The following is a 22956-nucleotide window of genomic DNA, read 5'->3' as shown; positions in this document are numbered from 1 at the left end:
ACCTGTTACTGTTTCTTCACTAAATTATAAGTCATCGCATAAATAGCAGCTTGAGTCCGGTCGTTGACTGCGAGCTTCGAGAAGATGTGACTGACATGAGTCTTTACTGTCTTCTCGGAAACAAATAAAATATTTGCAATTTCTTTATTTGTCAGTCCCTTGACCATCTGCTCAAGCACTTCCAGTTCCCGCTTCGACAGCTTCTTCTGCAAATGCGGCAGCTGCTCTGCATTTCTGACTGCCGTGATTACTGAAGGATGAAAGACTTTCTCGCCTGCTGCTACCTGGCTGATTGTTTCAATCAGTTTCGCAGGTTCTGTATCTTTGACTTCATAGCCGTCCGCTCCCGCCTCCATCACTCCGATTACATGCTCTTCATCGATATAACTCGATAACACGAGAATCTTAATATCCGGATAGAGCTCCTTTAATTTCTTAGTTGTCTTGATACCGTCCATCTTCGGCATGACAAGATCCATTAAAATGCAGTCCGGCGGCTCATTTGAAGATAAATAATCAATCACTTCAACACCGTCATTGAATTCACCAATAATTGAAAAGTCTGTCATAGAGCTGATCAGAAATTTCAATCCCTGCCTGACGATATGATGGTCATCGACCAGTATAATAGATGTCATATTCTCATCCTCCCTGTATCGTCAGAGTCACAATTGTTCCTGAATCCTTCCTGCTCGTGATCAAAAGCGTGCCGCCAATTGATTCTGCCCGTGTCCTCATGTTGCTGAGTCCGTGAGTCGGGAGCTGTTTTGCTGATTTCACCATGAAGCCTTTTCCGCTGTCTTTGATCGTCATACTGAATGCTGTCAGCTGATCAATGATAATTTCCACTTCAGCAGTTCCCGCGTGCTTCTTAATATTATTCAGCGCTTCCTGAGCAATTCTAAAAACAACGGTCTCCTCTTTATTATTGAGTTGAATCAAGCCGTCAACATGCATTGTGACATTCAAATCCAGTACATCTGCATATTGATGTATTGCATGAGCAAGACCCTGCTCAAGTCCAATCGGTTTCAACTGCCAGATCAATGCCCGCATCTCATTGACAGCAGACTGGCTTGTCGCTTCTATCAGTTCGAATGCAGACCTCGCCTTATCATCCTCTGTATTGGATGCCGCAGCATGAGCGGTCAGCCTGAGCGAGAACAGCATCTGATTGACAGAATCATGCAGATCACGTGCGAGACGGTTCCGTTCATTCGTCAAAGCAATCTCGCGTTCCCGCTCCGTCAGAAAAATTCGTTTAACCGCGCTTCCTATTTGAAATGCTACAGATTCAAGAAGCTCGAGTTCATCTTCGCTGTAACTCTTTTTAAGAGGTGTCGCCACATTGAGCAGACCGAAACGTTCCTGACCGGACTGCAGCGGTACAGTTGCATGATGCGTTATATCATCTGTACCATCTGGATATTTACGGCTCGCTTTGACGATACGTGAACACGTGATGATATTGGACGCTTTAGTCAGTCTGCCTTGATGATAGCGTGACACGCACCAGCATGGACCTTCAGTCATATAGTGACAGTCATTCTGTTCCAGAGCTTCCGGCAGCCGATAGTCGGAAACCAGCTGGTGATTACCGGTGTCATCGATGAAGAAAATCCAGCCGGTCGCAAAATCAGTGCCTTCTACAAGACGTTTTAACGCACCATCCAGCATTGAATATGTTTCCGTCTCTTCATTCAGGAATTCCGCAATCTCTTTCAGTAACCCTGTCTTAGACTTCATCGTCTCACCTTACCTCTTATATTCAACTCGGTATAAATCATGACGACGGTCTCTTAATTGTCTGACAGTGCCGTCTTCACGGCCACGTCGTAAAACTTCTAAATCGACATCACCGATCATTACCATCTCTACATTCTCTCCTGTTTCTCCGACAATACCGTCACGAGCAAAGCCGAAGTCACTTGGAGTATAAATTCCAGAGGCAGCGTACTGAATGTCCATGTTTTCTGTCTGCGGTAAGTTCCCGCAAGTTCCGCTTGTTACAGTGTAGATCTGATTTTCAATAGCACGTGCCATTGAACAGTACTTCACGCGCAGGTAACTTTGACGGTCTTCAGTAGAGAACGGTGTAAAGATGATTTTCGCACCTTTTTCTGTAGCAATACGTCCCATTTCCGGGAATTCACTGTCGTAGCAAATCTGAATAGCAATTTTTCCGCAGTCTGTATCAAATACTTCGACTTTTTTCCCAGGTGAAATTCCCCACCATCGTCGTTCATTCGGTGTCACATGTATTTTATACTGCTTTTCTATGGAACCATCACGACGGAATAAATATGAAATGTTGTAAATATCATCATTTTCCTCAACGAAATGAGAACCGCCGATAATGTTGATGTTGTAGCGCATCGCAAAATCATTGAACATTTCAATATACTGTTCTGTATACTTTGTCAGCTGACGGATGGATTCAGCAGGGCTGCGTTTTTCATCAAAGCTCATCAACTGTGTGGTCAAGAGCTCAGGAAATACAACAAAATCACTGCCGGCATCATAAGCTACATCTACGAAATATTCAATCTGGTTAGCAAACTCTTCGAATGAATCGATTTTACGCATCATATAGTTGACCGTACAAATACGTATCGGATGGCTCGTCTTAAAGTGAAGATTCGACTTAGCCACAAAGTCCGGATTGTTCCATTCCATCAACGTCGCATATTTGCTGCTTTTCACATCGTCCTTCAAATAACCTGGATTGATACGCATCAATGTGAAGCCGTTCATAAACTGGAACGTCAGTACCGGGTCTTTAATTTTCCGTTTCATAACGTCTGTCACATATTCACGTGGTGTCAGCTCATCTTTATACAGATGATAATTCGGTATACGACCCCCGATAATGATACTTTTCAAGTTCAGTTCATATGCTATTTCCCGGCGTGCTTCGTATAGACGCTGGCCCACACGCATTCCGCGGTAGTCTGGATGTACCATGACTTCTATACCATATAAATTATGTCCATTTTCGTTATGGTTTGTAATATAACCGTTATCGGTAATATCATCCCACGTGTGTCTATCATCATATTCGTCAAAATTGATGATCAGGCTGGAGCATGAACCGATGATGCTTCCTTCATACTCAATAACCATCTGCCCTCGCGGGAATAAATGCAGATGCGATTCCAGCTGTTCTCTCTTCCATGGCTCCATGCCAGGGAAGCAGATTTCCTGCAGCTGCATCACTTCATCTATATCTTCGAACGTCATTGGACGCGTTTCTATTGACTTATTTAATTCCTCTAAATTCAATTCTTCTGTCATGTTCAGGCTCCTTCATGTAAACTATACATATATTATACACGAATAAAGTTACAATCAAACGAACTGCACTGGAGGAAACAATGAAAATAACAATAAATGAGCAATTCGATGGAATGACGATAGAGGCACTGCTGAAACACTGGGTACTGCCGAAAAAAATGATTCATGAGCTAAGAATGTCAAAAGCACTGACAGTTAACGGAGAGCAGGCGCTGTTCAGTACAGCACTGAACACGGGAGACATTCTCGACCTTCCTATTACAGAAGAACACAGTCACTATAAGTCGTCACACCGTCTATGTGAAGTCGTCTATCAGGATGACTATTTGGCGATACTCATCAAACCAAAAGGCGTGAAGACTCACCCGAACGATATGATGGAGACGAATACATTGCTGAACCACGCTGTCTATACATTGAAATCAGACTATGTAGAACCGATTCACAGGCTTGATCAGGAGACAGTCGGTCTTGTGCTTGTTGCTAAAAATCCGCTGATTAAAAAAATTCTTGATAGGATGCTTGAACAGCGTGAAATTACTAGAACATACAAAGCAAAAGTCAGAAGCCTGCTCCCTATTAAAAACCAGACCATTGAACTGCCGATCGGCAAAGATAAATTCCATCCTAATAAACGACGGGTATCCGATACAGGTCAGCATGCAGTGACTCATATCATCAGCTCTAAAGTACTAGGTGACGGAGTTACAGAAGTCGAACTGAAACTTGATACAGGGCGCACTCACCAGATCCGTGTTCATCTGGCAGCAATCGGTTATCCTGTGCTCGGCGACCCATTATACAGTGACTCCAAGCTTCGTCAACTGCAACTTACGGGGTATAAATTAAGTTTCATTCATCCCTTCACCGGTGAACTGGTACAGGCAGAACTTAAGCAGTAATATTGCAATTTAATACTTTCAGCTATACCATATTAAATATGAAGTTTTAATATGGAGGATTATTATGATACAAACTCATACAGATATTTTCTTTGACAGACGTTCAGTGAAGGAGTATGATCCTGAATTCAAACTGGCTCAGGAACAGTTGTCTGAGTTAATCAGACAGGCAAATCAGGCACCTTCTGCATGGAACCTGCAGCACTGGAAATACTTGGTCATCCATAGTGATGGAGCAAAAGAAAAATTGCTGCCGCTTGCGTTTTATCAGCAGCAGATCATGGATTCAAGTGCTACAGTCATTATTCTTGCGGACAGAGAAGGACATAAGCAGGCAGAGCCTATCTTCAGCCAGGACGTTGCAGAAGGTCGTATGACTGAAGAAATCAAGGAGCTGCTGACTAAGCAGGTTGACAGCGCGTATGCCAAACCGGAATACCGCTTCGAATCCGGCGTACTGAACGCCTCACTTGCAGCGATGCAGCTGATGAATGCAGCTACTCTTGCGGGACTTGGAACATGTCCGATCGGCGGCTTCAAACGAACAGAACTCATTAAGCAGTTCAACATTGAAGAGCGTTATCTTCCTCTGATGCTGATCACTATCGGCAAAACCCTTAAAGAACCGCGTGAAACTTCTAGATTAACAGTGGAAGAAACCGCAACATTTCTCTAATAACGAGCAAAAACAGACATTCCTTCAGGAATGTCTGTTTTTAGTTTTTTCTGATGCGTGAGATGACCCGATCAAGTAATTTGGAGCGCCGTGACATGACTGGTTCATGTACGACCGATTTTTCTTTCGTCAATGTGCGTCTGAACTGTTCTGATTCTTTCACTAAATATTCCTGTGAATTGGTCGGTTCAAGATCATTTTTCACATAATGATAGATACCGTTTCTATCCTGTTCACGTGCTTTCTGATTATCATTCAACTGCAGCTGCAAAAATTCTTTGAGTCGCGTCACAATCTTATCGTCAATAATCGGAAATAATATTTCCACACGTTTAATCATATTTCTCGTCATCATATCCGCTGAGGATAAATACATTCTCTCTTTACCATTATGATAGAAATAATAAATTCTTGAATGTTCAAGAAAACGACCGACTATACTGATGACACGGATATTCTCACTGACGCCTGGAATTCCCGGCTTCAAGCAGCAGATCCCACGGATGATCAAGTTGACTTTGACACCGGCCTGACTTGCTTCAAATAATTTTTTGATCACTGCTTTGTCGGTCAGCGAGTTCATTTTTGCGATGATCAGACCATTGCCATTCTGAAGATGAGATTCAATCTCCTGATCGATATGATCAAGGAATTCTTCTCTTATTTCAAACGGTGCGACGTGAAGCCGCTTATATTCTGGTTTTTCAGAATAGCCGCTTAGATAGTTGAAGAAATTCATCGCATCCTGACCGATTTCTCTGTTTGTCGTTATGATTCCCATATCTGTATAAATCTTCGCGGTCTTATCATTATAGTTCCCTGTTCCTAAATGGACATAAGGAATCAGTTCATCATCTATTTTTTTGATGACCAACGTAATCTTGCTGTGCGTTTTCAAGTAAGTCATCCCGTAAATCACATGACAGCCGGCTTCTTCAAGCATCTTCGCCCAGTGGACATTGTTCTCTTCATCAAAACGTGCCTTAAGCTCGACAAGAACAGTGACCTGTTTACCAGCTTCAGCTGCATTTTTAAGCGCTTCAATGATAGGCGAATCACTTGATACACGGTATAACGTCTGTTTAATCGCAAGAGTTGCCGGATCTTCTGACGCTTCCTTGATAAAATCTACAATCGGCTGAAAAGATTCATACGGATGATGGAAGAACACGTCCCGCTCAAGCGCTGCTGCATAAATATTCTTCATTCCGAGTGATGCAGGAGGTGCGGGTTCAAATTTTTTGAATTCAAACTGTGGATATTTTTTCGATACCATACTTGATAACTGGAACAACATCGTCAAGTCAAGAGGTCCGTCAATCTTATAGACGTCGCGTTCCTCTATTTCCAGCTCATGAGTTAAAAATGAGCCGCCAATTGTCGGATCATTTCTCGTATCGATCTCAAGACGTACCGCTGCACCACTTTTACGTTTTTTCAGAAACTTCTCGATTTCAATCAGCAGATCTTCAGCCCCGTCTTCATGAATAGATAAATCCGCATTTCGTGTAATTCTGAACGTAAATGCGCGACGTACTTCGTGGCCAGTGAACAATCTATTGATAAAATGAATAATGACATCCTCAAGCATGACGAAAATCATACGCTGATCATCCTGCAGCAAGATGATGCGGTCTAATAATGCCGGTATTTGCACGATGGCCGATTTATTTTCGCCTTCAGGATTAACAACATCAACAAATACATTCAATGATTTATTCGATAGTTTCGGAAATGGTCTGTATGCATCAATGCCAAGAGGTGTTAAGGTCGGTAGAATTTCATACTCAAAGCGCTGTTTAATCACTTCATAGTTATGGGCTTCCAGTTCATCCGGCTGTTTCAAAAAGACATGATGCCCTTCCAGTTCCTGTAGCAGGTGATGATACTGTTCATATTGCAGCCTTACGTTCTCACGGTTGTCTCTGTCTATCGCAACCAGCTGTTCTCTAGGCGTCATCTGTGTTTTATTTTCACGTTCATTAAAGTTGAGTGTGATCTGGTCCTTTAAGCCAGCTACGCGCACCATGAAAAATTCATCAAGGTTTGAAGAAGCGATAGCGAGAAATTTCAGACGTTCTAAAAGCGGATTTCTTTTATCCAGTGCTTCTTCAATGACGCGATGGTTAAAAGCAACCCAGCTGACTTCTCTATTGTTGTAATAATCTTTGTTGTTAAGATCAATCGCGTTTGTTGTTTCCATATATAATCACTTCCACTTTTAATAGTTTGTATATTATCCCAACTTCAGTTATATCGAACTATTGTAAATTCTCTGTAAAAGTGATGTAAATTTTTGCTTTTACAATTTTCTCAAGATGTTTTTTCTGTCTCTCAACTTGATACTCTTCCGCTATCGGATCACCATTATACAGAATCACTAGATTGTACCGGTCTTTGCTCTTCTCAAGATAAAGGGAGTTAACTACATTCGTATTGCTGCTGTTAAGTGCGTAAGCAAACTTTAGAATACTGCCAAGCAGCTGTATTTTAGCTTTTTCAGCTTCAGTGAACCAGCCTGTTTCATCCGCGTAAAATTTAAGGAGCGTTTTATTCTTATAGCTTGATAAAAGAGCGAGTTTTACTCTGTTTCTATGGGATACACCGTTTAAACTTGAATTAGAAATAATATAATACGTATGCTGGCTCGCCGCATCCGAATCAATGTAACTGCCAAGATAGAACAAATATGCCGATTGCAGGAGCAGTTTTTTATCCAGTTTGCTGCCATCAATCAAACCATTCTTTTCAAGCTCGTAATAAATCATCTCTGCAAGTTTCTGACGCTGCTGCGCTTCTTCCTGTCCGATATTATAGCTGTATGCCAGATTTCTCAAACTTTCTTTGAAAACTTCATGCTTATCAAAAGGATGCTTATACTCCTTTTCTAAAATAGACATCATGACACCTTCACGCAGACCTTTACGGGAGAACACGAACTCTGTCGCTTCAACTTCATGATACAGTTCTTTAAATAACAGAGTCGACGGTATAATGATATCACGACGGTCACGACTTAATCCGTCCAGGTCTTCCAGATCGTCCATCGAAGAATTCATCAGTTTCTTGTAGACAACTTCAATGGCTTCTTCTTTCATTGAGTATCCGTGAACGCCGGCAATCGGATATTCGACGAGTGACTGATGTATACGAGCGATATTACGCGCAGAGCCACCGATTGCGATGATAGGAACTTTGCGCTTTGCCAGCCATTTTAGGCCTTGCAGCTGTTCTTTAATAAATGCCCGTGCCTGCGAAACGGCTTTTTCATCGTTATGTTTTTTATTGTCAAAGAATAATTTCTGCAAAGTGACGACACCGAACGGAAAGCTGTGTGAAAATTTCAGTTCTTTATCTTCGAAGTAAGTGACTTCAGTACTTCCTCCGCCGATATCCACGGTCACACCGTCGCTGAAGTTAAGCGTATGGACAACAGCATAGTAGCCGAAGAATGCTTCTTCCTTCTCTGTGATAATCTGCATCGTGACTCCTGTGTTCTCTTTGACGCGTTCGATGATCTCTTCGATGTTCTTCGATTGTCTGACCGCAGCTGTAGCGACAGGATACAATGCTTCTACATTAAACTTAGCGGCTACTTGCTGAAAGCTGTTAAGTGTATCACAGAGTACGTCAATTCCTTCCTGCTTCATCACTTTGTTCTTATCAAGATACTGATATAGCCGCGCAGGTGTCTTAATATTCTGCAGTTCCTGCAATCCTTTTGACTCAGTATACTCGAAGATAACAAGACGGATGGTGTTTGAACCTATATCTACTAATCCTAATCTTCTCATTGATAAACTCCTCTTTAGTAAAAAATGCCCGCAACTTTGCAGGCATTCACATTATTTTGGATGAATCATTTCTTCCGGTTTAATCCACTCATCAAATTCAGTTTCAGTTAAATAGCCGCTGTTGATAGCAGACTGTTTTAAAGTCAGCCCTTCTTTGTGAGCAGTCTTAGCAATATATGCTGCTTTTTCATATCCGATATGAGGATTGAGTGCCGTCACGAGCATTAATGAGCGGCTCAAGTAGTCTGAAATATTTTCTTCTATTGGTGTTATACCCACTGCACAGTTATCATTAAACGAATTCATACCATCTGCCAGTAAATAAATGGACTGAAGTGTATTGTACATGATGACAGGCTTGAATACATTTAGTTCGAAGTTACCTTGACTTGCTGCGATGCCGACAGCAGCATCATTACCCATGACTTGAACCGAAACCATTGTCAGCATTTCACTTTGCGTCGGATTCACTTTACCCGGCATGATAGAAGATCCCGGTTCATTTTCTGGAATGGATAATTCACCGAGACCTGCACGAGGACCGGATGACAACCAGCGGACATCGTTTGCTATCTTCATCAAGTCTGCTGCCAGCGCTTTCAATGCACCGTGGACAAATGTCACTTCATCATGAGCCGTCAGCGCATGGAATTTATTCGGAGAAGAGATGAAATTATAGCCGGTCTGTTCTTTGATCTGGGCTGCTACTCTGTCTCCAAATTCCGGGTGAGCATTGATTCCTGTACCGACCGCTGTGCCGCCAATCGCCAGATTCAATAATTCCTTTTTGGATAAGTTAAGTAAAGACTCACATTTATCAAGCATATATCTCCAGCCTGAGATTTCCTGGCCAAGTGTCAAAGGCGTAGCATCCTGCAGATGTGTACGACCGATTTTAATGATGTGGTCGAACTGTTCTTCTTTTTCTTTTAGAGTATTGCGAAGTTTATCGAGCGCCGGCATCAGCTTTACTTCAATTTCGTTGTAAAGTGCGACGTGCATCGCTGTAGGATATGTATCATTTGAGCTCTGAGATTTATTGACATCATCGTTCGGGTGAACAGACTCATCACTGCCTGACTCCTGTAAATACAGATTAGCCGCGAACGCGACAACTTCATTGACGTTCATATTACTTTGAGTACCGCTTCCTGTCTGCCACACAACAAGCGGGAAATGCTCGTCCAGTTTACCTGCTAGGACATCGTCACAAGCTTTGACGATCGCATCAGACTTTGCTTCCGATAATTTGCCGAGATCTTTATTGACAATTGCAGCTGCTTTCTTCAGATGGGCGAAACCATATACGACTTCTAGAGGCATTTTTTCTTTGCCGACCGGGAAGTTCTGCTTGCTTCGCTGAGTCTGCGCTCCCCAGTATTTATCAGCAGGTACTTCAATTTCACCAAACGTATCATGTTCAATTCTTACAGACATTCTATTCTCCCCTTATCTACTTAATAACTCCATTTTACATTAAACAATACTTTCATTCATCTGTTTTCAGAGAAATCAGCTGTTCTGTTGTTCATCTTCTTCGGACCAGTCATTATCCCGGTCTTCTTCATTACGCAGTGAAATCTGCTCCATTTCCTTGCCGAGCTCAACAACTTCGTCAAAGTCCTGAACCATTTCATTGTCCTGATCGTGATAGCGGTCTGTCATGATGATGACCTCCTTTTTTAAATAATTATACTACAGATAGATGGGAGTTGTTAATGTTAACAAAATGATATATTTTATAATTGTTTACATTTATTTTATAGGAGGATTGAATGAAGACTTTGAAGTGTCGAGAGTCGCTCCATCAAACATTTTGTTTTAGAGGGTTGCAAGCACGTTATGTATTTTCTGAAGATGAACAGGAACGATACAATAAACTTGTTAAGGGAGAAGAAGGCGAAGCGATTGCAGATGAGTTGCTGCATCTGTTTTTTCAGCATGATGATGGGATTTATCTATGTGACTTACGGTTAAACATCAATTATCAGCAAGTGCAGATTGACAGCCTTCTAGTACTCGATAACTGTGTAATTGTATTTGAAGTTAAAAATTTGTCTTTTGATCTGAACTATCGTGACGGTAATTTTTATTTGATGAACGGTGAACCATTTAGCGCATTAAACGAGCAGTTGGCAAGACTTAAGAAAGTCGTGAGTTCATATATTGCGCAGTATGATCCTTTTGTGGACGTGATTGTTTATCCGTTTTTTGTCAATCCAGAGCAGACCATTCACGGCATATTATTGAATGGCGATGTACTCGTCAAAGATAATTACCAGCATGTTTTAATGGAATATCGCAAGCAGTTCAATTTAGGCCCCGCTGCTGCTATAACAAAATACTTGTTAAAACGCAGCGTTCCCAATAATTTTGATAAAAGGATGGAAGTAGATTACTCGCTTGTAAAAAAAGGAGTATATTGTTCTGTTTGCTTTAAGGAAATGCAAAGAATCAGCCAGAGGAGGGTTTTTTGTGTGAATTGTAATCAGCATTCCAACACATCTGATATAGTTCATAACGCTGTAAAAGATATCGGAAAAATATGGCCGGATCAATTAATTACTTCCAAGTTGATTGCCGATTGGCTCGGAAATGGAGTAAGCATCAGAAGTGTACAAAGGATTATGAAGAATAATTATGAGAGAATTGAATCTCATCACTTTGGACACCATTATCGATAAGGCGAGTGTCGCTGAACGCGTCACTCCGTCCGTTGTTCATCTGCGAGTGTCGCTAACTACGTCACTCAGCCTTCTGTTCATCCGTGAGTGTCGCCAGTGCCGTTACTTATCTCTAATCCAACAAAAAACACCAGCATCACGCTGGTGTCAAATCGGTATTAGGAGAATAATGAGCGGTAATACTCACGAATATCAGCTGGTAATCCTTGAGCCGCATCGTGATCTAAAATTACTGTTACCATTCGGTGCGCTTTGAGATTAGCTGCCTCAAAATTAGTTTGCGTTTCTGATGTTTCATAGAGACGATTAACGGCTTTAGCTTTTTCCGGACCAGTGACCAGCACGATGACTTCACGTGCAGTTAATAGACCTTTATCATCATCCGCATCAATTTCGCGGTAGCCGATGCTGCCATCAGGATTAAAAGTTGAAACAAGCATAGTCAGCTTGCCTTTATTCTCTTTTGTTTTAACTTTCTTTACATCGTCTTTTAAATTGCCGTTTTTATCGGCTTTATGAAACTGCTCTTTAACAACACCTATCTGTTTGAAACTAGATTCGTTGTTATCATAATCGAATATATGAATCTGACTTGCATCTACAGGATTTTTTGCCACGTCTTCCTGCAGAGCACGATAGAAGAAGTCCTGTTCATCGTTCATTGCAAAGGCGATGATAGACGTTGGATTGTTATTCATCTGCTTACGTACAAGGTCTGCTGCAAATTTCGCTGCAATCCCTTTAGAATCAAATATTTTAAAGTTCATTGCCATGGTGTTTTCCTCCTAAAACCTAGTTTTTTATCAATTTCATATACCCTTTTTTTACTGCTGTTAAAACATTTAACTCTTCATCCACTAAAACAAGGTCTGCATATTTCCCTGTTTTAATGCTGCCGATGTCATCCTGCATGCCGAGCGCTGCTGCCTGGTTATAACTTACGACACGCCATGCATTCTCCAGTGTCTCTCCAGTATAGCTCATAAAGTTACGGAGCGCATCGTTCATTTTAAGAATACTTCCGGCAAGCGTTCCGTCGTTAAGCACTGCTCTTCCTTCCTTCTTTATGACCTGCTGTCCTCCAAGTTCGTATTCGCCGTCCGGCATTCCTTTAGCTCGCATGGCATCTGTAATCACCATAAAATTGTCCCGTCCTTTCAGTCGATAGGCAATTTTCACGGCTGCCGGATGAGAATGAACACCATCCACTATGCATTCGGTTTTAAGTCCATCGTTCACCCATGCTGCTCCAAATGCTCCCGGATCTCGGTGCGTAAATGGTGTAGCAGCATTATAGAGATGCGTGATATGCCGAGCCCCGGCTGTTACCGCTACGTTTATCTCATAAAATGTCGCTACGGTATGGCCCATTGAAAAGATGAAGTCCTGATTTTTAGCGCGAATCACATCCATTGCTCCTTCGACTTCAGGAGCAATGGTCATAATCTTAATCTTATGATCTGCTGCTTCCTGCAATTCTTCTATCAATTCAACGGTCGGTCGCTTCACATATTTTGGATTCTGCGCGCCGACTTTATGTTCTGAGATAAATGGACCTTCTACATGAATACCGATGATTTCAGCACCAGCCCCATTATATGAACTGGCAGCAGTCATAGCTTTTTTCACACGTTCTAAATCTTCGGTCATCGTCGTCGCAAGAAATGAGGTCGTGCCTTCTGTGAGCAGCCCTTCAGCGAGTGTTTCCAGCGCTTCATCGTCAGCATCCATCACGTCCGCTCCGTACCCACCATGAATATGAATATCAATGAATCCCGGCAGCAGAATATTTCCGCCGCCATCCGTCACATTGGATTGATCTCCTTCATAATCGCCATGCTCTACAGCTTTTATACGCTCGTCTTCAATGATGACATAACCTCTATCAATCACTTCATCTTCTGTGTAAATTTTCACATTGTTTATGACATGCATGACTAACGTCTCCTTTTCTTTATCCTATGTTTAGTATATAATAAAAACAATAATAGTATAGGAGGCCAACATCAATGGGCACATTATTAATTGGTATGGTTGCTTTATCGTTCATTGTCGCAATGTTAACTGCCGGCAGAGAATCTAACTACGGAATCAGAGACGAAGATCTCCACAAATAAAAGACAGAATTGGCTGAGCCGATTCTGTCTTTCTTTATTTCTGACTTAAAAATCCTTGCCGTTTAACTGTTGAATCAATTTCTTCACGTGCATTTCCTCTGACTTTACCAACCATCTGCTGACTCCACGTATCAACACGTTCACCTGCTGTACGAGTCCGGTAATACTCTGCTATTGATCGATCGTAATCTTCAATCTGCTGCATATAATCACCATCAATTACATAACGATTTTCGTGATAAACATGGTCAAACGGCAGACGCTCTTTTTTACTGCCTTGCTGTGCCGGATAGCCTGCAACCATACCGAATAACGGATATGTGAACTCAGGAAGTTTTAACAATTCGATAACCTTCGCCATATCATTTCTCAGACCACCGACGTAGCATATACCAAGACCCATACTTTCAGCGGCAACAGCCAGGTTTTGTGCCGCAAGACTCGCATCAACAGTACCGACGATGAATCGTTCAGTCGCACCAATAAATGGCTGTGCATCAAGTCCAGCGCGTTCTGACAGCAGCTGATGACGTTTGAAATCGGCTACAAAAACAAATAAATGACCGTTATGTTCTATAAAGTTCTGTGTCCCGATAAGGCTCAACTCATGCTTAATATCAGGATCAGTCACACCGATGATTGAATACGCCTGTACAAAGCTCGACGTTGAAGCGTGCTGCGCCGCTTCAACAAGCAATTTTACCGTTGATTGGTCAAGCGGCACATCTGTAAACTTCCTGATCGAACGATGCTCCATTAACTGCTTGATGACTTCATTCATTTAATCAGTCCTTATTTAAGATTAGGGTAATTCTGCTGTCTTAATGCTTCGTACACTAAAATAGCTGCCGTATTCGATAGATTCAATGATCGTACATTGTCATTCATCGGTATTCTAAGCGCTGTATCCATATACTTTTCCTTCACCCAGTCAGGCAGACCTGTTGTCTCGCGACCGAAGATAAAGTAGTGCTCAATTGATGTATCCGAATAATCAAACGTCGTATGCGGTTTATTACCGAATTTAGTCAGCAAGTAATAATGACCTCCGGCTGTCTTCTCAAAAAATTCCTCTATACTGTCATAGTAGATGATGTTGACGAACTTCCAGTAGTCAAGACCTGCACGACGAAGCATCTTATCATCGGTTGAAAATCCGAGCGGACGGATCAAGTGCAGTGTTGTATCTGTAGCGGCACAAGTCCGTGCGATGTTACCAGTGTTAGCCGGAATTTCCGGCTGATATAAAACGACATTAATTGATGACATGTTCAATCTCCTCTAACCCTTTTAATATTTCGTTTCTGACTTCTATGTCTTCTTCTATATTATACCTTTCCATCAGAAATGGCGCTTCCATTTGTCCTGCGATTCTGCCAATTGCCCAGTAAGCAGTCCCTTTGATGACAGGTCGCTCATCTTCTACAGCTACTTTTTTCAACGTCGGGATGGAAGCTGTCTCCTTATAATGCGCGAGTGCAATAATTGCATTACGCTGAATCGGTTTTTTCCCACGCCAGCTGCCTGCTAAATGACCAAATTCATTTTTGAACATCTTATTGCTAATGGTGAGCAGTGGTTCCAGTAATGGCTTCAATTTAAGCGGCTCAAGGATGATATCATCCTGCTGCGTGTTGATTCCTCTGTTTCTCGGACAGACTTGCTGGCACGTATCACAGCCGTATAATCTATTACCGATTTTTCCGCGGTATTCGTCGGGAAGAAATCCTTTCATCTGTGTCAGAAAACTGATGCATTTCTGTGCGTTTAACTGTCCGTTCCCGACCAGCGCTCCAGTAGGGCAGCGGTCAACGCAAATCGTACAGTCAAGACAGCTGTCAATAACCGGTTGATCCGGCGGCAGCGGAATAGACGTGAGCAATTCTCCTAAATATGTCCAAGTGCCAAGTTTATCATTCAGGATAAATCCATTTTTCGCAGCATACCCGAGACCAGCGCGTTCTGCAACTGCCCGATCACTCAGCACACCCGTGTCTACCATCGACAGACATTCTGCATGAGGTACACGTTCTTCGATAAATGACTGTAGCAGTGTCAGCCGCTTCCTGAGCAGTGAATGATAATCCATTCCCCATGAAGACCGCGCAAACATTCCTCGTCGTTCTCCGCGTGTGCTCTTAGGTGCGTCAGGCAGACGGTTCGGATAACCGACTGCAATCGCAATAATTGAACGGGCAGAAGGCAGTGATTTCTTTGGATTAACTCTGAGCTCTATATCAGAACTTTCAAAACCAGAAGCATAGCCCTTCATATAATATTCCTCAAGCTTCGGCCGCAGCTCTTCGAATGGCTCAGCCGTTGTAAAGCCGATTGCATCAATACCAATTGTTCGGCTGTATTCAATAATCTCCTGTTTGAGCTGTTCTGACATGTTTCTCACCTCCAAAGCAATGCAATTATTTTAACACAAAAAAGCACAACGTCGGAACGTTGTGCACTAAATTATAGTACTTTGGATAAAAAACTCTGTATTATAGTACTTTGGATAAAAAACTCTGTGTCCGTTCGTTCTGAGGGTTACCGAAGAGCTGCTCAGGTGGTCCTTCCTCCTGAACGATTCCCTTGTCCATGAAGATGACACGGTCTGCTACTTCTCGGGCAAACCCCATCTCGTGTGTTACGACGACCATCGTCATCCCTTCACGTGCAAGGTTCTTCATGACTCCCAGCACATCCCCGACTACCTCAGGATCAAGTGCTGAAGTCGGCTCATCAAACAGCATGACATCAGGATTCATCGCTAATGCTCGTGCAATTGCGACACGCTGCTTCTGACCACCAGACAGCTGAGAAGGATAGCTACTCGCTTTTTCTTCCAGGCCGACCTTATTGAGCAGCCCAAGAGCAACTGCTTCAAGTTCAGTCTTTGATCCTTTTTTCAGCAACTGCGGCGTCATCGTCAAATTATCAAGCACATTTTTATGCGGAAATAAGTTGAAGCTCTGGAACACCATACCCATCTTCTGACGGTGCTGGTTAATGTTTGTTCGTTTGTCGTTCAGCACATTGCCCTCGAACACTATTTCACCACTCGTCGGTGTTTCAAGTAAATTGAGACAGCGCAGCAACGTCGACTTACCGCTTCCTGACGGGCCGATAATCGCCACTACTTCTCCTGCATCGACATCGAGGTTGATTCCTTTTAATACTTCAACAGTTCCAAAGTTTTTATGGAGGTCTTTAACATTAATCACTTACACTCATTCTCCTTTCGAACAAGTTCATCACTCGTGATAAACCAAATGTCAGAATAAAGTAAATAATAGCCACGATTAATAGCGGTGTAAACGGATCAAATGATGCACCTTGAACAACCTGTGCATTGAACATCAGTTCACTGACACCGATAACCGATACGATCGAACTTTCCTTAATCACAGTGATAAACTCATTACCGAGTGCCGGTAGAATATTCTTAATCGCTTGCGGCATGATGACTTTGTTCATCGCCTGGCTATGGCTCATCCCAAGCGACCTTGCTGCTTCCATCTGTCCTTTATCAACTGCTTTGATACCTGCACGAATAATTTCTGCAATATAAGCCCCACAGTTTAGAATCAACGCGATGGCCCCGCAAACAAAGGCTGATAGATCAAGCCCAAGTACTGCAGTAGTACCGAAGTAGACGAGAAACACCTGGACAAGCAGCGGTGTTCCACGGATAAATTCAATGTAAACCCAGGCAACTACCTTTAATATTTTGTTGGTACTCAATTTCATGAACGCAAATATTCCACCGAGCAGAGATCCAAACAAAACACCGAATATGGAAATCAATATCGTCGCTCCGATACCGTGGAGAAAATACGTCCCGTATTTGCTTAAAAACGAGCCATCATCAAACATCGCTTCATTCGCTTTATCTTTATATCCGGCTATAAGCTTGTTGTCATTGACTTCTTTAATAGAATTGTTCAGAGCATCCAGCAGCTTCGGAGAGTCTTTTTGCAGTGCAATTGCTGTTCCTTTGTCTGCATTACTGAATTCAAGGTCTGAATATGCTAAGTTAGTATTCTTCGATAAATAAGCATCTGCAACCGGGCCTTCCATAATGACCCCATCCACTTTACCGGTATTCAGCGACATGATAGCTTCTGGTAGACGTGTCAGTGATGTTAGATTTGATTCCGGTAATTCTGTCTGAGCCAGCTCTTCCTGAGTCGTCTGTTTTTGTGCTGCAACTGCTTTACCTTTAAAATCCTCAGCAGTTCGAAGCTTTGACTGATCTTTCTTTTGCACAACCATACGTTGCTTCACCTGCATATATTCATCAGTGAAGTCGACTTCTTTCTTACGTTCCGGCGTTGGACTCATTCCAGATATGATGACATCAATTTTATCTGTTTTGAGAGCACCAAGCAGACTGTCAAACTGCATATTAACAATTTTCAGTTCCACTCCTAAATCTTTAGCAATCTTTTTTGCGAGTTCAATATCAATACCGACATACTCTCGCTTACCGTTCTTTGTGTGTTCAAATTCATAAGGCGCATAATCTGCTGATAAACCCACACGCAGCTCGCCGCGTTTCTTAATGTCATCAAGCTTGTCTCCTGCTGCAGAAGCTTGATGAAAAAGTAACAATGTAAGCATTACTACACATACCATGACTAAAATGATAAATTCTTTAATTTTCAAGTCGCTTGTACCTCCATCGTTTTGTATAATTAATATACATTATTATTAATATATATTCAATGACATTTTTCATTTAATTTATATTTTATTTCACTAGTGAATGCATTTATCAAAAAAAGCGTAACAATCAATGGAAAATTGATTGTTACGCTTCTGGTGTAAACCTATAAACATCGTCCTGATAAGAAGGCATTAGTTTTTTCAGAACTAAGTGGACTGCCAGTGCTACCGGTAAAGGAATGACTACATATGCGAGCAGCAGATTCACTAGTCTGCTCGTCGTGCTGCCATCCATTAATGCAAACGCATTAATCGGCCCGACAAATCCTGTATAGCCGAAGCCCGCTGACATCGGTGTGCCTTGTATATTTAAGAAATAAGCACACATTCCTGCGACAATACCGTTTAATAGCAGCGGAATAAAAATCACTGGATTTTTGAATAATACCGGCATCATCATCTTCGCTGCACCGATGACAAGAGTCGTATTCACCCCTTTGGAATTAACGAGCCATGATCCAAAGATAAACGTATAACAGCAGGCAGCAATTCCTAAGTTAGCCGCTCCGCTTCCAAGTCCTGACAGACTGACAACAGTCGCAATAGCAACAAGAGATACGGGTGACGCCATTAGCATACTGTAAGTGATACCGATCAATATGCACATAAGCAGCGGATTGAGCGTCGTGAAGTGTTCAACCATATTTCCAAGCGCTCCAGTCACCGTTCGCACATAGGGCAGCGTCAGCATACCGATGACACCCGGGATGATGCCAGCAAGAATCGGCAGGAAGACAATATTTAAGCTGCCCATTTTATTACCAAGCGCCATGATGATCAGACAGCTTATCGTGACTACCAGCATGATATTGATTAAATCCCCGATACCGACTAAAGTAAATGCACCCGCTTTAAAAGCAGCCGCCCCGCTACCTAGAAAACTGGCGCCCGCAACAATCGACGTCTGCGCAGCGTTCATCTTGAACTGATAAGCGACCAGCGTCCCGATAAATAAGGAAGCACCAAACTGGAACAGTACAAGCGCCTGGGACACGACACTAAGCGCCGGGAACCAGTTAGTCAGATATTTGACCAGTTCACCGAGCAGCGCATTCGGCACCAGTGCAACAACAATACCGGTCGCCATACCATTTAATATATTAAAGAAAAACGTTTTTTTATTCATCATGCCACTCCTTACTTCTTATAAAGGTAAATCATAACGTATAATGCATCAAGAGACAATATCAAAAACAGAGGTCATTTAGTTTCATTATAAACAAAAGCCCCTAAACATTACGTTTAGAGGCTTTCTTCGATACCACCGGTCGGGGTCGAACCGACACTCCCGCGAGGGAACCGGATTTTGAGTCCGGCGCGTCTGCCAATTCCGCCACGGTGGCTTAATATGTATTAACAGACAACGAATTTATTATATATTAATATGAAACTCACGTCAATAACATAAAAAGGCCTTCACGGCCTTTTTATTATTTATAAGTAATGCCATTGACATACCAGACTTTATTAGACTGCTCACCTGATACGACGATATGTTTTTCATAAAAATGCTGGAAAGTTTTATAAACTACATTTTTACCATCTTCTTCACTGGTATAGCTGTCATAGGTTTTCTTTGTCGGTTTTCCGATTATTTTTTCAAGTGCTGATAATTTAGACTGCTGATTATAGTTTGCCCACATCATCGTCTTCAATACCATCTCTTGATTCGCGTTGCTTTGATATTCGAAAGTCACATCGTTATCACTACCATAATTCGCTATTATGTTAACGGACTTCCCATTTCTATAAATATAATCGTCAGAGGACTCTCCTACCAGGTTCAAGACTTCAGCATGATTCATGCCAGGTTTGACACCATAAAAACTGAAAGTTCCTTTTTTCATTGAGAGTAATTCCTGATCAGTCAAAGCTTTAATTTTTCTATCTTTTAATGTCTTCCCGGCGTCTGACTCATCGACTGGACTGACTGAGACAGATTCCAATACCCACAGTCCCTTTTGTTTAGTGAAAGTCACATTAAGGTGACCATAGTCATTCATCATGAAGTCATCGTCAGTTATTTTAGTATCGTCACCATATATTTCTGTATTGTCTGCTTTACCGAGCAGTTTAATCATATCTTTCTGCTTTATTTTCTTAGGCAAGTAATTGAAAGACAGATAAGACACTTTCAGATCATTAAGAGATGCATAACGTTCTTCAGCATCCGCTGAGATATACATATTTCCATAAGCTGCTGTGACTTCTACATAGTCATCTGATCGGTTGATCATTTCTTCTTTGGATACGCCCAGCTGTTTAATCACATAGCCGTATGGAGAACCTAATTTAATTCCGCGAACAGCGTATGTTCCTTTCTTCATCTGATTAATCACAGTTTTACTCTTAATATTCGGTAGTTCAACTTTAACAGGATTCTTTGTAGCTGGAGATGGCCAGTAAGCATCTTTAGGATAAGACGCAGCATGGACTGAAGGAATGCTGAGCGAAAGTAGTGAAGCAGCAGCAACAGTAGATAGAATGATTTTTTTCATAGTAGTTCCCCTTTTTTCTATATTCGGTACATCACAATTATATAGGGGGTTTACAGTTACTGTAAACATTTATATTTAAAGTAATCAAACTTTTAAGAATTAGTTAAGGAAAAAAATCAAAAAAAATAAGACTATCATAGTCTCTAAAAAATGGAGCGGAAGACAGGACTTACACCTGTATCTCTAACCAGGAAGGTCAGTATTCTAAAAGTTGAAATACTCCCGCATATTTAATTAATGGAGGCGCCAACCGGATTTGAACCGGTGATAAAGGTTTTGCAGACCTCTGCCTTACCACTTGGCTATGGCGCCAGAAAAGCTGGGGTAGCTGGATTCGAACCAACGAGTGACGGAGTCAAAGTCCGTTGCCTTACCGCTTGGCTATACCCCATTAATCAAAGGGCGACTGATGGGAATCGAACCCACGAATGCCGGAACCACAATCCGGTGCGTTAACCACTTCGCCACAATCGCCATGGCAGGGGCAGTAGGAATCGAACCCACATCAAAGGTTTTGGAGACCTCTATTCTACCGTTAAACTATGCCCCTATTATGGTGGAGGGGGGCAGATTCGAACTGCCGAACCCGAAGGAGCGGATTTACAGTCCGCCGCGTTTAGCCACTTCGCTACCCCTCCAAGCAATGGTGCCGGAAAAAGGACTTGAACCCTCAACCTACTGATTACAAGTCAGTTGCTCTACCAGTTGAGCTATTCCGGCATATACAATAAAAAGATGGCTCAGGACGGAATCGAACCGCCGACACATGGATTTTCAATCCATTGCTCTACCGACTGAGCTACTGAGCCATACATGGCGGTCCCGACCGGGATCGAACCGGCGATCTCCTGCGTGACAGGCAGGCATGTTAACCGCTACACCACGGGACCTTAGTTGCGGGAGGCGGATTTGAACCACCGACCTTCGGGTTATGAGCCCGACGAGCTACCAGACTGCTCCATCCCGCGATAATAATAAATATGGTCTTGCTATTTGCTGAAGTAAAAATAATGGCGGAGGAAGAGGGATTCGAACCCCCGCGGGCCGTTAAGCCCCTGTCGGTTTTCAAGACCGATCCCTTCAGCCGGACTTGGGTATTCCTCCATTATAAAAGTGGACCTTGCAGGACTCGAACCTGCGACCAAACGGTTATGAGCCGTTTGCTCTAACCAACTGAGCTAAAGGTCCTAAATCCAGAAGTTACACTTAAAAATTAGTGGCGGCAGAGGGGATCGAACCCCCGACCTCACGGGTATGAACCGTACGCTCTAGCCAGCTGAGCTACGCCGCCGTATTAAATTTTATTATAAATGGTGGAGACTAGCGGGATCGAACCGCTGACCTCCTGCGTGCAAAGCAGGCGCTCTCCCAGCTGAGCTAAGCCCCCATAATATATTACTACATTTAGAAGTAAGTCGGGAAGACAGGATTCGAACCTGCGACCCCTTGGTCCCAAACCAAGTGCTCTACCAAGCTGAGCTACTTCCCGTAGCTTTAAAATAATAATGGCGCGCCCGAGAGAAGTCGAATCCCTAACCTTTTGATCCGTAGTCAAACGCTCTATCCAATTGAGCTACGGGCGCATAAATAATATTAATGGTGCCGAGGACCGGAATCGAACCGGTACGGTAATCACTTACCGCAGGATTTTAAGTCCTGTGCGTCTGCCAGTTCCGCCACCCCGGCTGGTATATCTCGATTTTTGACAAAAAAATAATAATGGAGCGAAAGACGGGATTCGAACCCGCGACCCCAACCTTGGCAAGGTTGTATTCTACCACTGAACTACTTTCGCAATATGGTGCGGGTGAAGGGAGTCGAACCCCCACGCCGTAGGCGCTAGATCCTAAGTCTAGTGCGTCTGCCAGTTCCGCCACACCCGCATATTAATAATAATGGTGAGCCATAGAGGATTCGAACCTCTGACCCTTTGATTAAAAGTCAAATGCTCTACCAACTGAGCTAATGGCTCTTACATGGTGCCGGAAAAAGGACTTGAACCCTCAACCTACTGATTACAAGTCAGTTGCTCTACCAGTTGAGCTATTCCGGCATAATAAAATGGTGGAGGATGACGGGTTCGAACCGCCGACCCTCTGCTTGTAAGGCAGATGCTCTCCCAGCTGAGCTAATCCTCCATATGTTTCTGCCCGGCAACGTCCTACTCTCGCGGGACGTCAGTCCAACTACCATCGGCGCTCGAGAGCTTAACTTCTGTGTTCGGTATGGGAACAGGTGTGACCTCTCTGCCATCGTCACCAGACAGGGTGGA

Annotated in this window: 19 protein-coding genes, 22 tRNA genes and 1 rRNA gene; 3 read left to right on the top strand and 39 right to left on the bottom strand. The window is 42.7% G+C overall.

Features of this window, described 5'->3' with window-relative positions:
• Positions 1 to 5 precede the first annotated feature (5 nt).
• Genes ERX29_RS08425 through ERX29_RS08415 form a run of 3 tightly spaced genes read right to left on the bottom strand, consistent with a single transcriptional unit; the run spans position 6 to position 3294 of the window.
• Positions 6 to 638, bottom strand: coding sequence for a response regulator (locus ERX29_RS08425; protein ID WP_133444253.1), 633 nt, complete (start codon positions 636 to 638; stop codon positions 6 to 8).
• 4 nt (positions 639 to 642) lie between these two features.
• Positions 643 to 1746: a GAF domain-containing sensor histidine kinase gene (locus tag ERX29_RS08420; RefSeq protein ID WP_133444252.1), complete on the bottom strand. Its 1104-nt coding sequence runs from the start codon at positions 1744 to 1746 to the stop codon at positions 643 to 645.
• Positions 1747 to 1755: 9 nt separating this feature from the next.
• Positions 1756 to 3294 carry a bifunctional GNAT family N-acetyltransferase/carbon-nitrogen hydrolase family protein gene (locus ERX29_RS08415; protein WP_133444251.1) on the bottom strand — a complete coding sequence of 513 codons (1539 nt, stop codon included), beginning with the start codon at positions 3292 to 3294 and terminating at the stop codon, positions 1756 to 1758.
• Positions 3295 to 3374: 80 nt separating this feature from the next.
• Between ERX29_RS08415 and ERX29_RS08410 the strand changes: the two genes are divergently transcribed.
• Both ERX29_RS08410 and ERX29_RS08405 read left to right on the top strand, forming a co-directional pair.
• The gene (locus ERX29_RS08410) at positions 3375 to 4196 is read left to right on the top strand and encodes an RluA family pseudouridine synthase (RefSeq protein ID WP_133444250.1); all 822 of its coding nucleotides are present in this window, start codon (positions 3375 to 3377) and stop codon (positions 4194 to 4196) included.
• 64 nt (positions 4197 to 4260) lie between these two features.
• Positions 4261 to 4872: a nitroreductase family protein gene (locus ERX29_RS08405; RefSeq protein ID WP_133444249.1), complete on the top strand. Its 612-nt coding sequence runs from the start codon at positions 4261 to 4263 to the stop codon at positions 4870 to 4872.
• 40 nt (positions 4873 to 4912) lie between these two features.
• Here ERX29_RS08405 and ERX29_RS08400 read toward each other — a convergent pair whose 3' ends face one another.
• The 4 genes from ERX29_RS08400 to ERX29_RS11005 all read right to left on the bottom strand — a co-directional run bounded on the left by ERX29_RS08400 (position 4913) and on the right by ERX29_RS11005 (position 10331).
• Positions 4913 to 7075 carry an RNA degradosome polyphosphate kinase gene (locus ERX29_RS08400; RefSeq protein WP_133444248.1) on the bottom strand — a complete coding sequence of 721 codons (2163 nt, stop codon included), beginning with the start codon at positions 7073 to 7075 and terminating at the stop codon, positions 4913 to 4915.
• 58 nt (positions 7076 to 7133) lie between these two features.
• Positions 7134 to 8666 carry an exopolyphosphatase gene (gene ppx, locus ERX29_RS08395; protein ID WP_133444247.1) on the bottom strand — a complete coding sequence of 511 codons (1533 nt, stop codon included), beginning with the start codon at positions 8664 to 8666 and terminating at the stop codon, positions 7134 to 7136.
• Between the two features lie 51 nt (positions 8667 to 8717).
• Positions 8718 to 10103: a class II fumarate hydratase gene (gene fumC / locus ERX29_RS08390; protein ID WP_133444246.1), complete on the bottom strand. Its 1386-nt coding sequence runs from the start codon at positions 10101 to 10103 to the stop codon at positions 8718 to 8720.
• Positions 10104 to 10178: 75 nt separating this feature from the next.
• Positions 10179 to 10331: an SAS053 family DNA gyrase inhibitor gene (locus ERX29_RS11005; RefSeq protein WP_165981116.1), complete on the bottom strand. Its 153-nt coding sequence runs from the start codon at positions 10329 to 10331 to the stop codon at positions 10179 to 10181.
• 110 nt (positions 10332 to 10441) lie between these two features.
• Here ERX29_RS11005 and ERX29_RS08385 point away from each other — a divergent pair, with 110 nt between their 5' ends.
• Positions 10442 to 11350 (top strand): nuclease-related domain-containing protein, encoded by a 909-nt coding sequence (locus tag ERX29_RS08385; protein WP_133444245.1) that lies wholly within the window; start codon positions 10442 to 10444, stop codon positions 11348 to 11350.
• Between the two features lie 158 nt (positions 11351 to 11508).
• Here the strand turns inward: ERX29_RS08385 and ERX29_RS08380 are convergent, their stop codons facing one another.
• The 32 genes from ERX29_RS08380 to rrf all read right to left on the bottom strand — a co-directional run bounded on the left by ERX29_RS08380 (position 11509) and on the right by rrf (position 22947).
• A complete protein-coding gene (locus tag ERX29_RS08380) occupies positions 11509 to 12123 on the bottom strand; it encodes a 6-phosphogluconolactonase (protein ID WP_133444244.1) in 615 nt (204 codons plus the stop codon).
• A 19-nt stretch (positions 12124 to 12142) separates the two neighbouring features.
• A complete protein-coding gene (nagA, locus tag ERX29_RS08375) occupies positions 12143 to 13285 on the bottom strand; it encodes an N-acetylglucosamine-6-phosphate deacetylase (RefSeq protein ID WP_133444243.1) in 1143 nt (380 codons plus the stop codon).
• Between the two features lie 216 nt (positions 13286 to 13501).
• A complete protein-coding gene (gene nfsA, locus ERX29_RS08370; protein WP_133444242.1) occupies positions 13502 to 14248 on the bottom strand; it encodes an oxygen-insensitive NADPH nitroreductase in 747 nt (248 codons plus the stop codon).
• A gap of 11 nt (positions 14249 to 14259) precedes the next feature.
• Positions 14260 to 14736: a tRNA (uridine(34)/cytosine(34)/5-carboxymethylaminomethyluridine(34)-2'-O)-methyltransferase TrmL gene (trmL, locus tag ERX29_RS08365; RefSeq protein WP_133444241.1), complete on the bottom strand. Its 477-nt coding sequence runs from the start codon at positions 14734 to 14736 to the stop codon at positions 14260 to 14262.
• Positions 14723 to 15859 carry a tRNA epoxyqueuosine(34) reductase QueG gene (gene queG, locus ERX29_RS08360; RefSeq protein ID WP_133444240.1) on the bottom strand — a complete coding sequence of 379 codons (1137 nt, stop codon included), beginning with the start codon at positions 15857 to 15859 and terminating at the stop codon, positions 14723 to 14725. Before queG ends, trmL begins: the two co-directional genes overlap by 14 nt.
• 100 nt (positions 15860 to 15959) lie before the next feature.
• Entirely contained in the window at positions 15960 to 16682 is a 723-nt protein-coding gene (locus ERX29_RS08355; protein WP_133444239.1) for an amino acid ABC transporter ATP-binding protein, read from the bottom strand.
• Complete coding sequence (locus tag ERX29_RS08350) at positions 16675 to 18081, bottom strand: ABC transporter substrate-binding protein/permease (protein WP_243720019.1); 1407 nt, start codon at positions 18079 to 18081, stop codon at positions 16675 to 16677. Before ERX29_RS08350 ends, ERX29_RS08355 begins: the two co-directional genes overlap by 8 nt.
• Before the next feature lie 190 nt (positions 18082 to 18271).
• Positions 18272 to 19315, bottom strand: a complete 1044-nt coding sequence (locus ERX29_RS08345; protein WP_424960633.1) for a PTS sugar transporter subunit IIC — start codon at positions 19313 to 19315, stop codon at positions 18272 to 18274.
• Between the two features lie 130 nt (positions 19316 to 19445).
• Positions 19446 to 19529 (bottom strand) — tRNA-Leu (locus ERX29_RS08340).
• An 87-nt stretch (positions 19530 to 19616) separates the two neighbouring features.
• On the bottom strand, positions 19617 to 20684 hold the full coding sequence (locus ERX29_RS08335; protein ID WP_133444237.1) for a hypothetical protein: 1068 nt from the start codon (positions 20682 to 20684) through the stop codon (positions 19617 to 19619).
• 238 nt (positions 20685 to 20922) lie between these two features.
• Positions 20923 to 20996: transfer RNA gene (locus ERX29_RS08330), tRNA-Cys, on the bottom strand.
• Between the two features lie 7 nt (positions 20997 to 21003).
• Positions 21004 to 21075 (bottom strand) — tRNA-Gln (locus ERX29_RS08325).
• A 10-nt stretch (positions 21076 to 21085) separates the two neighbouring features.
• Positions 21086 to 21158 (bottom strand) — tRNA-His (locus tag ERX29_RS08320).
• Positions 21159 to 21160: 2 nt separating this feature from the next.
• Positions 21161 to 21234 (bottom strand) — tRNA-Trp (locus ERX29_RS08315).
• A gap of 4 nt (positions 21235 to 21238) precedes the next feature.
• A tRNA-Tyr gene (locus ERX29_RS08310) sits at positions 21239 to 21322 on the bottom strand.
• Positions 21323 to 21328: 6 nt separating this feature from the next.
• Positions 21329 to 21404: transfer RNA gene (locus ERX29_RS08305), tRNA-Thr, on the bottom strand.
• Positions 21405 to 21420: 16 nt separating this feature from the next.
• Positions 21421 to 21493 (bottom strand) — tRNA-Phe (locus tag ERX29_RS08300).
• A 5-nt stretch (positions 21494 to 21498) separates the two neighbouring features.
• A tRNA-Asp gene (locus tag ERX29_RS08295) sits at positions 21499 to 21574 on the bottom strand.
• Between the two features lie 4 nt (positions 21575 to 21578).
• A tRNA-Met gene (locus ERX29_RS08290) sits at positions 21579 to 21652 on the bottom strand.
• A 43-nt stretch (positions 21653 to 21695) separates the two neighbouring features.
• Positions 21696 to 21788, bottom strand: a tRNA-Ser gene (locus ERX29_RS08285).
• Positions 21789 to 21798: 10 nt separating this feature from the next.
• Positions 21799 to 21872 (bottom strand) — tRNA-Ile (locus ERX29_RS08280).
• 29 nt (positions 21873 to 21901) lie between these two features.
• Positions 21902 to 21975: transfer RNA gene (locus ERX29_RS08275), tRNA-Met, on the bottom strand.
• A 20-nt stretch (positions 21976 to 21995) separates the two neighbouring features.
• Positions 21996 to 22071: transfer RNA gene (locus tag ERX29_RS08270), tRNA-Ala, on the bottom strand.
• Between the two features lie 28 nt (positions 22072 to 22099).
• A tRNA-Pro gene (locus tag ERX29_RS08265) sits at positions 22100 to 22173 on the bottom strand.
• 17 nt (positions 22174 to 22190) lie between these two features.
• Positions 22191 to 22267, bottom strand: a tRNA-Arg gene (locus ERX29_RS08260).
• A gap of 14 nt (positions 22268 to 22281) precedes the next feature.
• Positions 22282 to 22370 (bottom strand) — tRNA-Leu (locus tag ERX29_RS08255).
• A 34-nt stretch (positions 22371 to 22404) separates the two neighbouring features.
• Positions 22405 to 22479: transfer RNA gene (locus ERX29_RS08250), tRNA-Gly, on the bottom strand.
• A 4-nt stretch (positions 22480 to 22483) separates the two neighbouring features.
• A tRNA-Leu gene (locus ERX29_RS08245) sits at positions 22484 to 22567 on the bottom strand.
• A 13-nt stretch (positions 22568 to 22580) separates the two neighbouring features.
• A tRNA-Lys gene (locus ERX29_RS08240) sits at positions 22581 to 22656 on the bottom strand.
• 5 nt (positions 22657 to 22661) lie between these two features.
• Positions 22662 to 22737 (bottom strand) — tRNA-Thr (locus ERX29_RS08235).
• A 9-nt stretch (positions 22738 to 22746) separates the two neighbouring features.
• Positions 22747 to 22822, bottom strand: a tRNA-Val gene (locus tag ERX29_RS08230).
• A gap of 10 nt (positions 22823 to 22832) precedes the next feature.
• A 5S ribosomal RNA gene (gene rrf, locus ERX29_RS08225) occupies positions 22833 to 22947 on the bottom strand.
• Between the last annotated feature and the right edge of the window lie 9 nt (positions 22948 to 22956).

Origin of the sequence: Macrococcus lamae, assembly GCF_004359545.1 — a bacterium.
Lineage (GTDB): Bacteria > Bacillota > Bacilli > Staphylococcales > Staphylococcaceae > Macrococcus > Macrococcus lamae.
The sequence above is the reverse complement of the archived record's forward strand: the minus strand, read 5'-3'. Positions and strand labels throughout refer to the sequence as shown.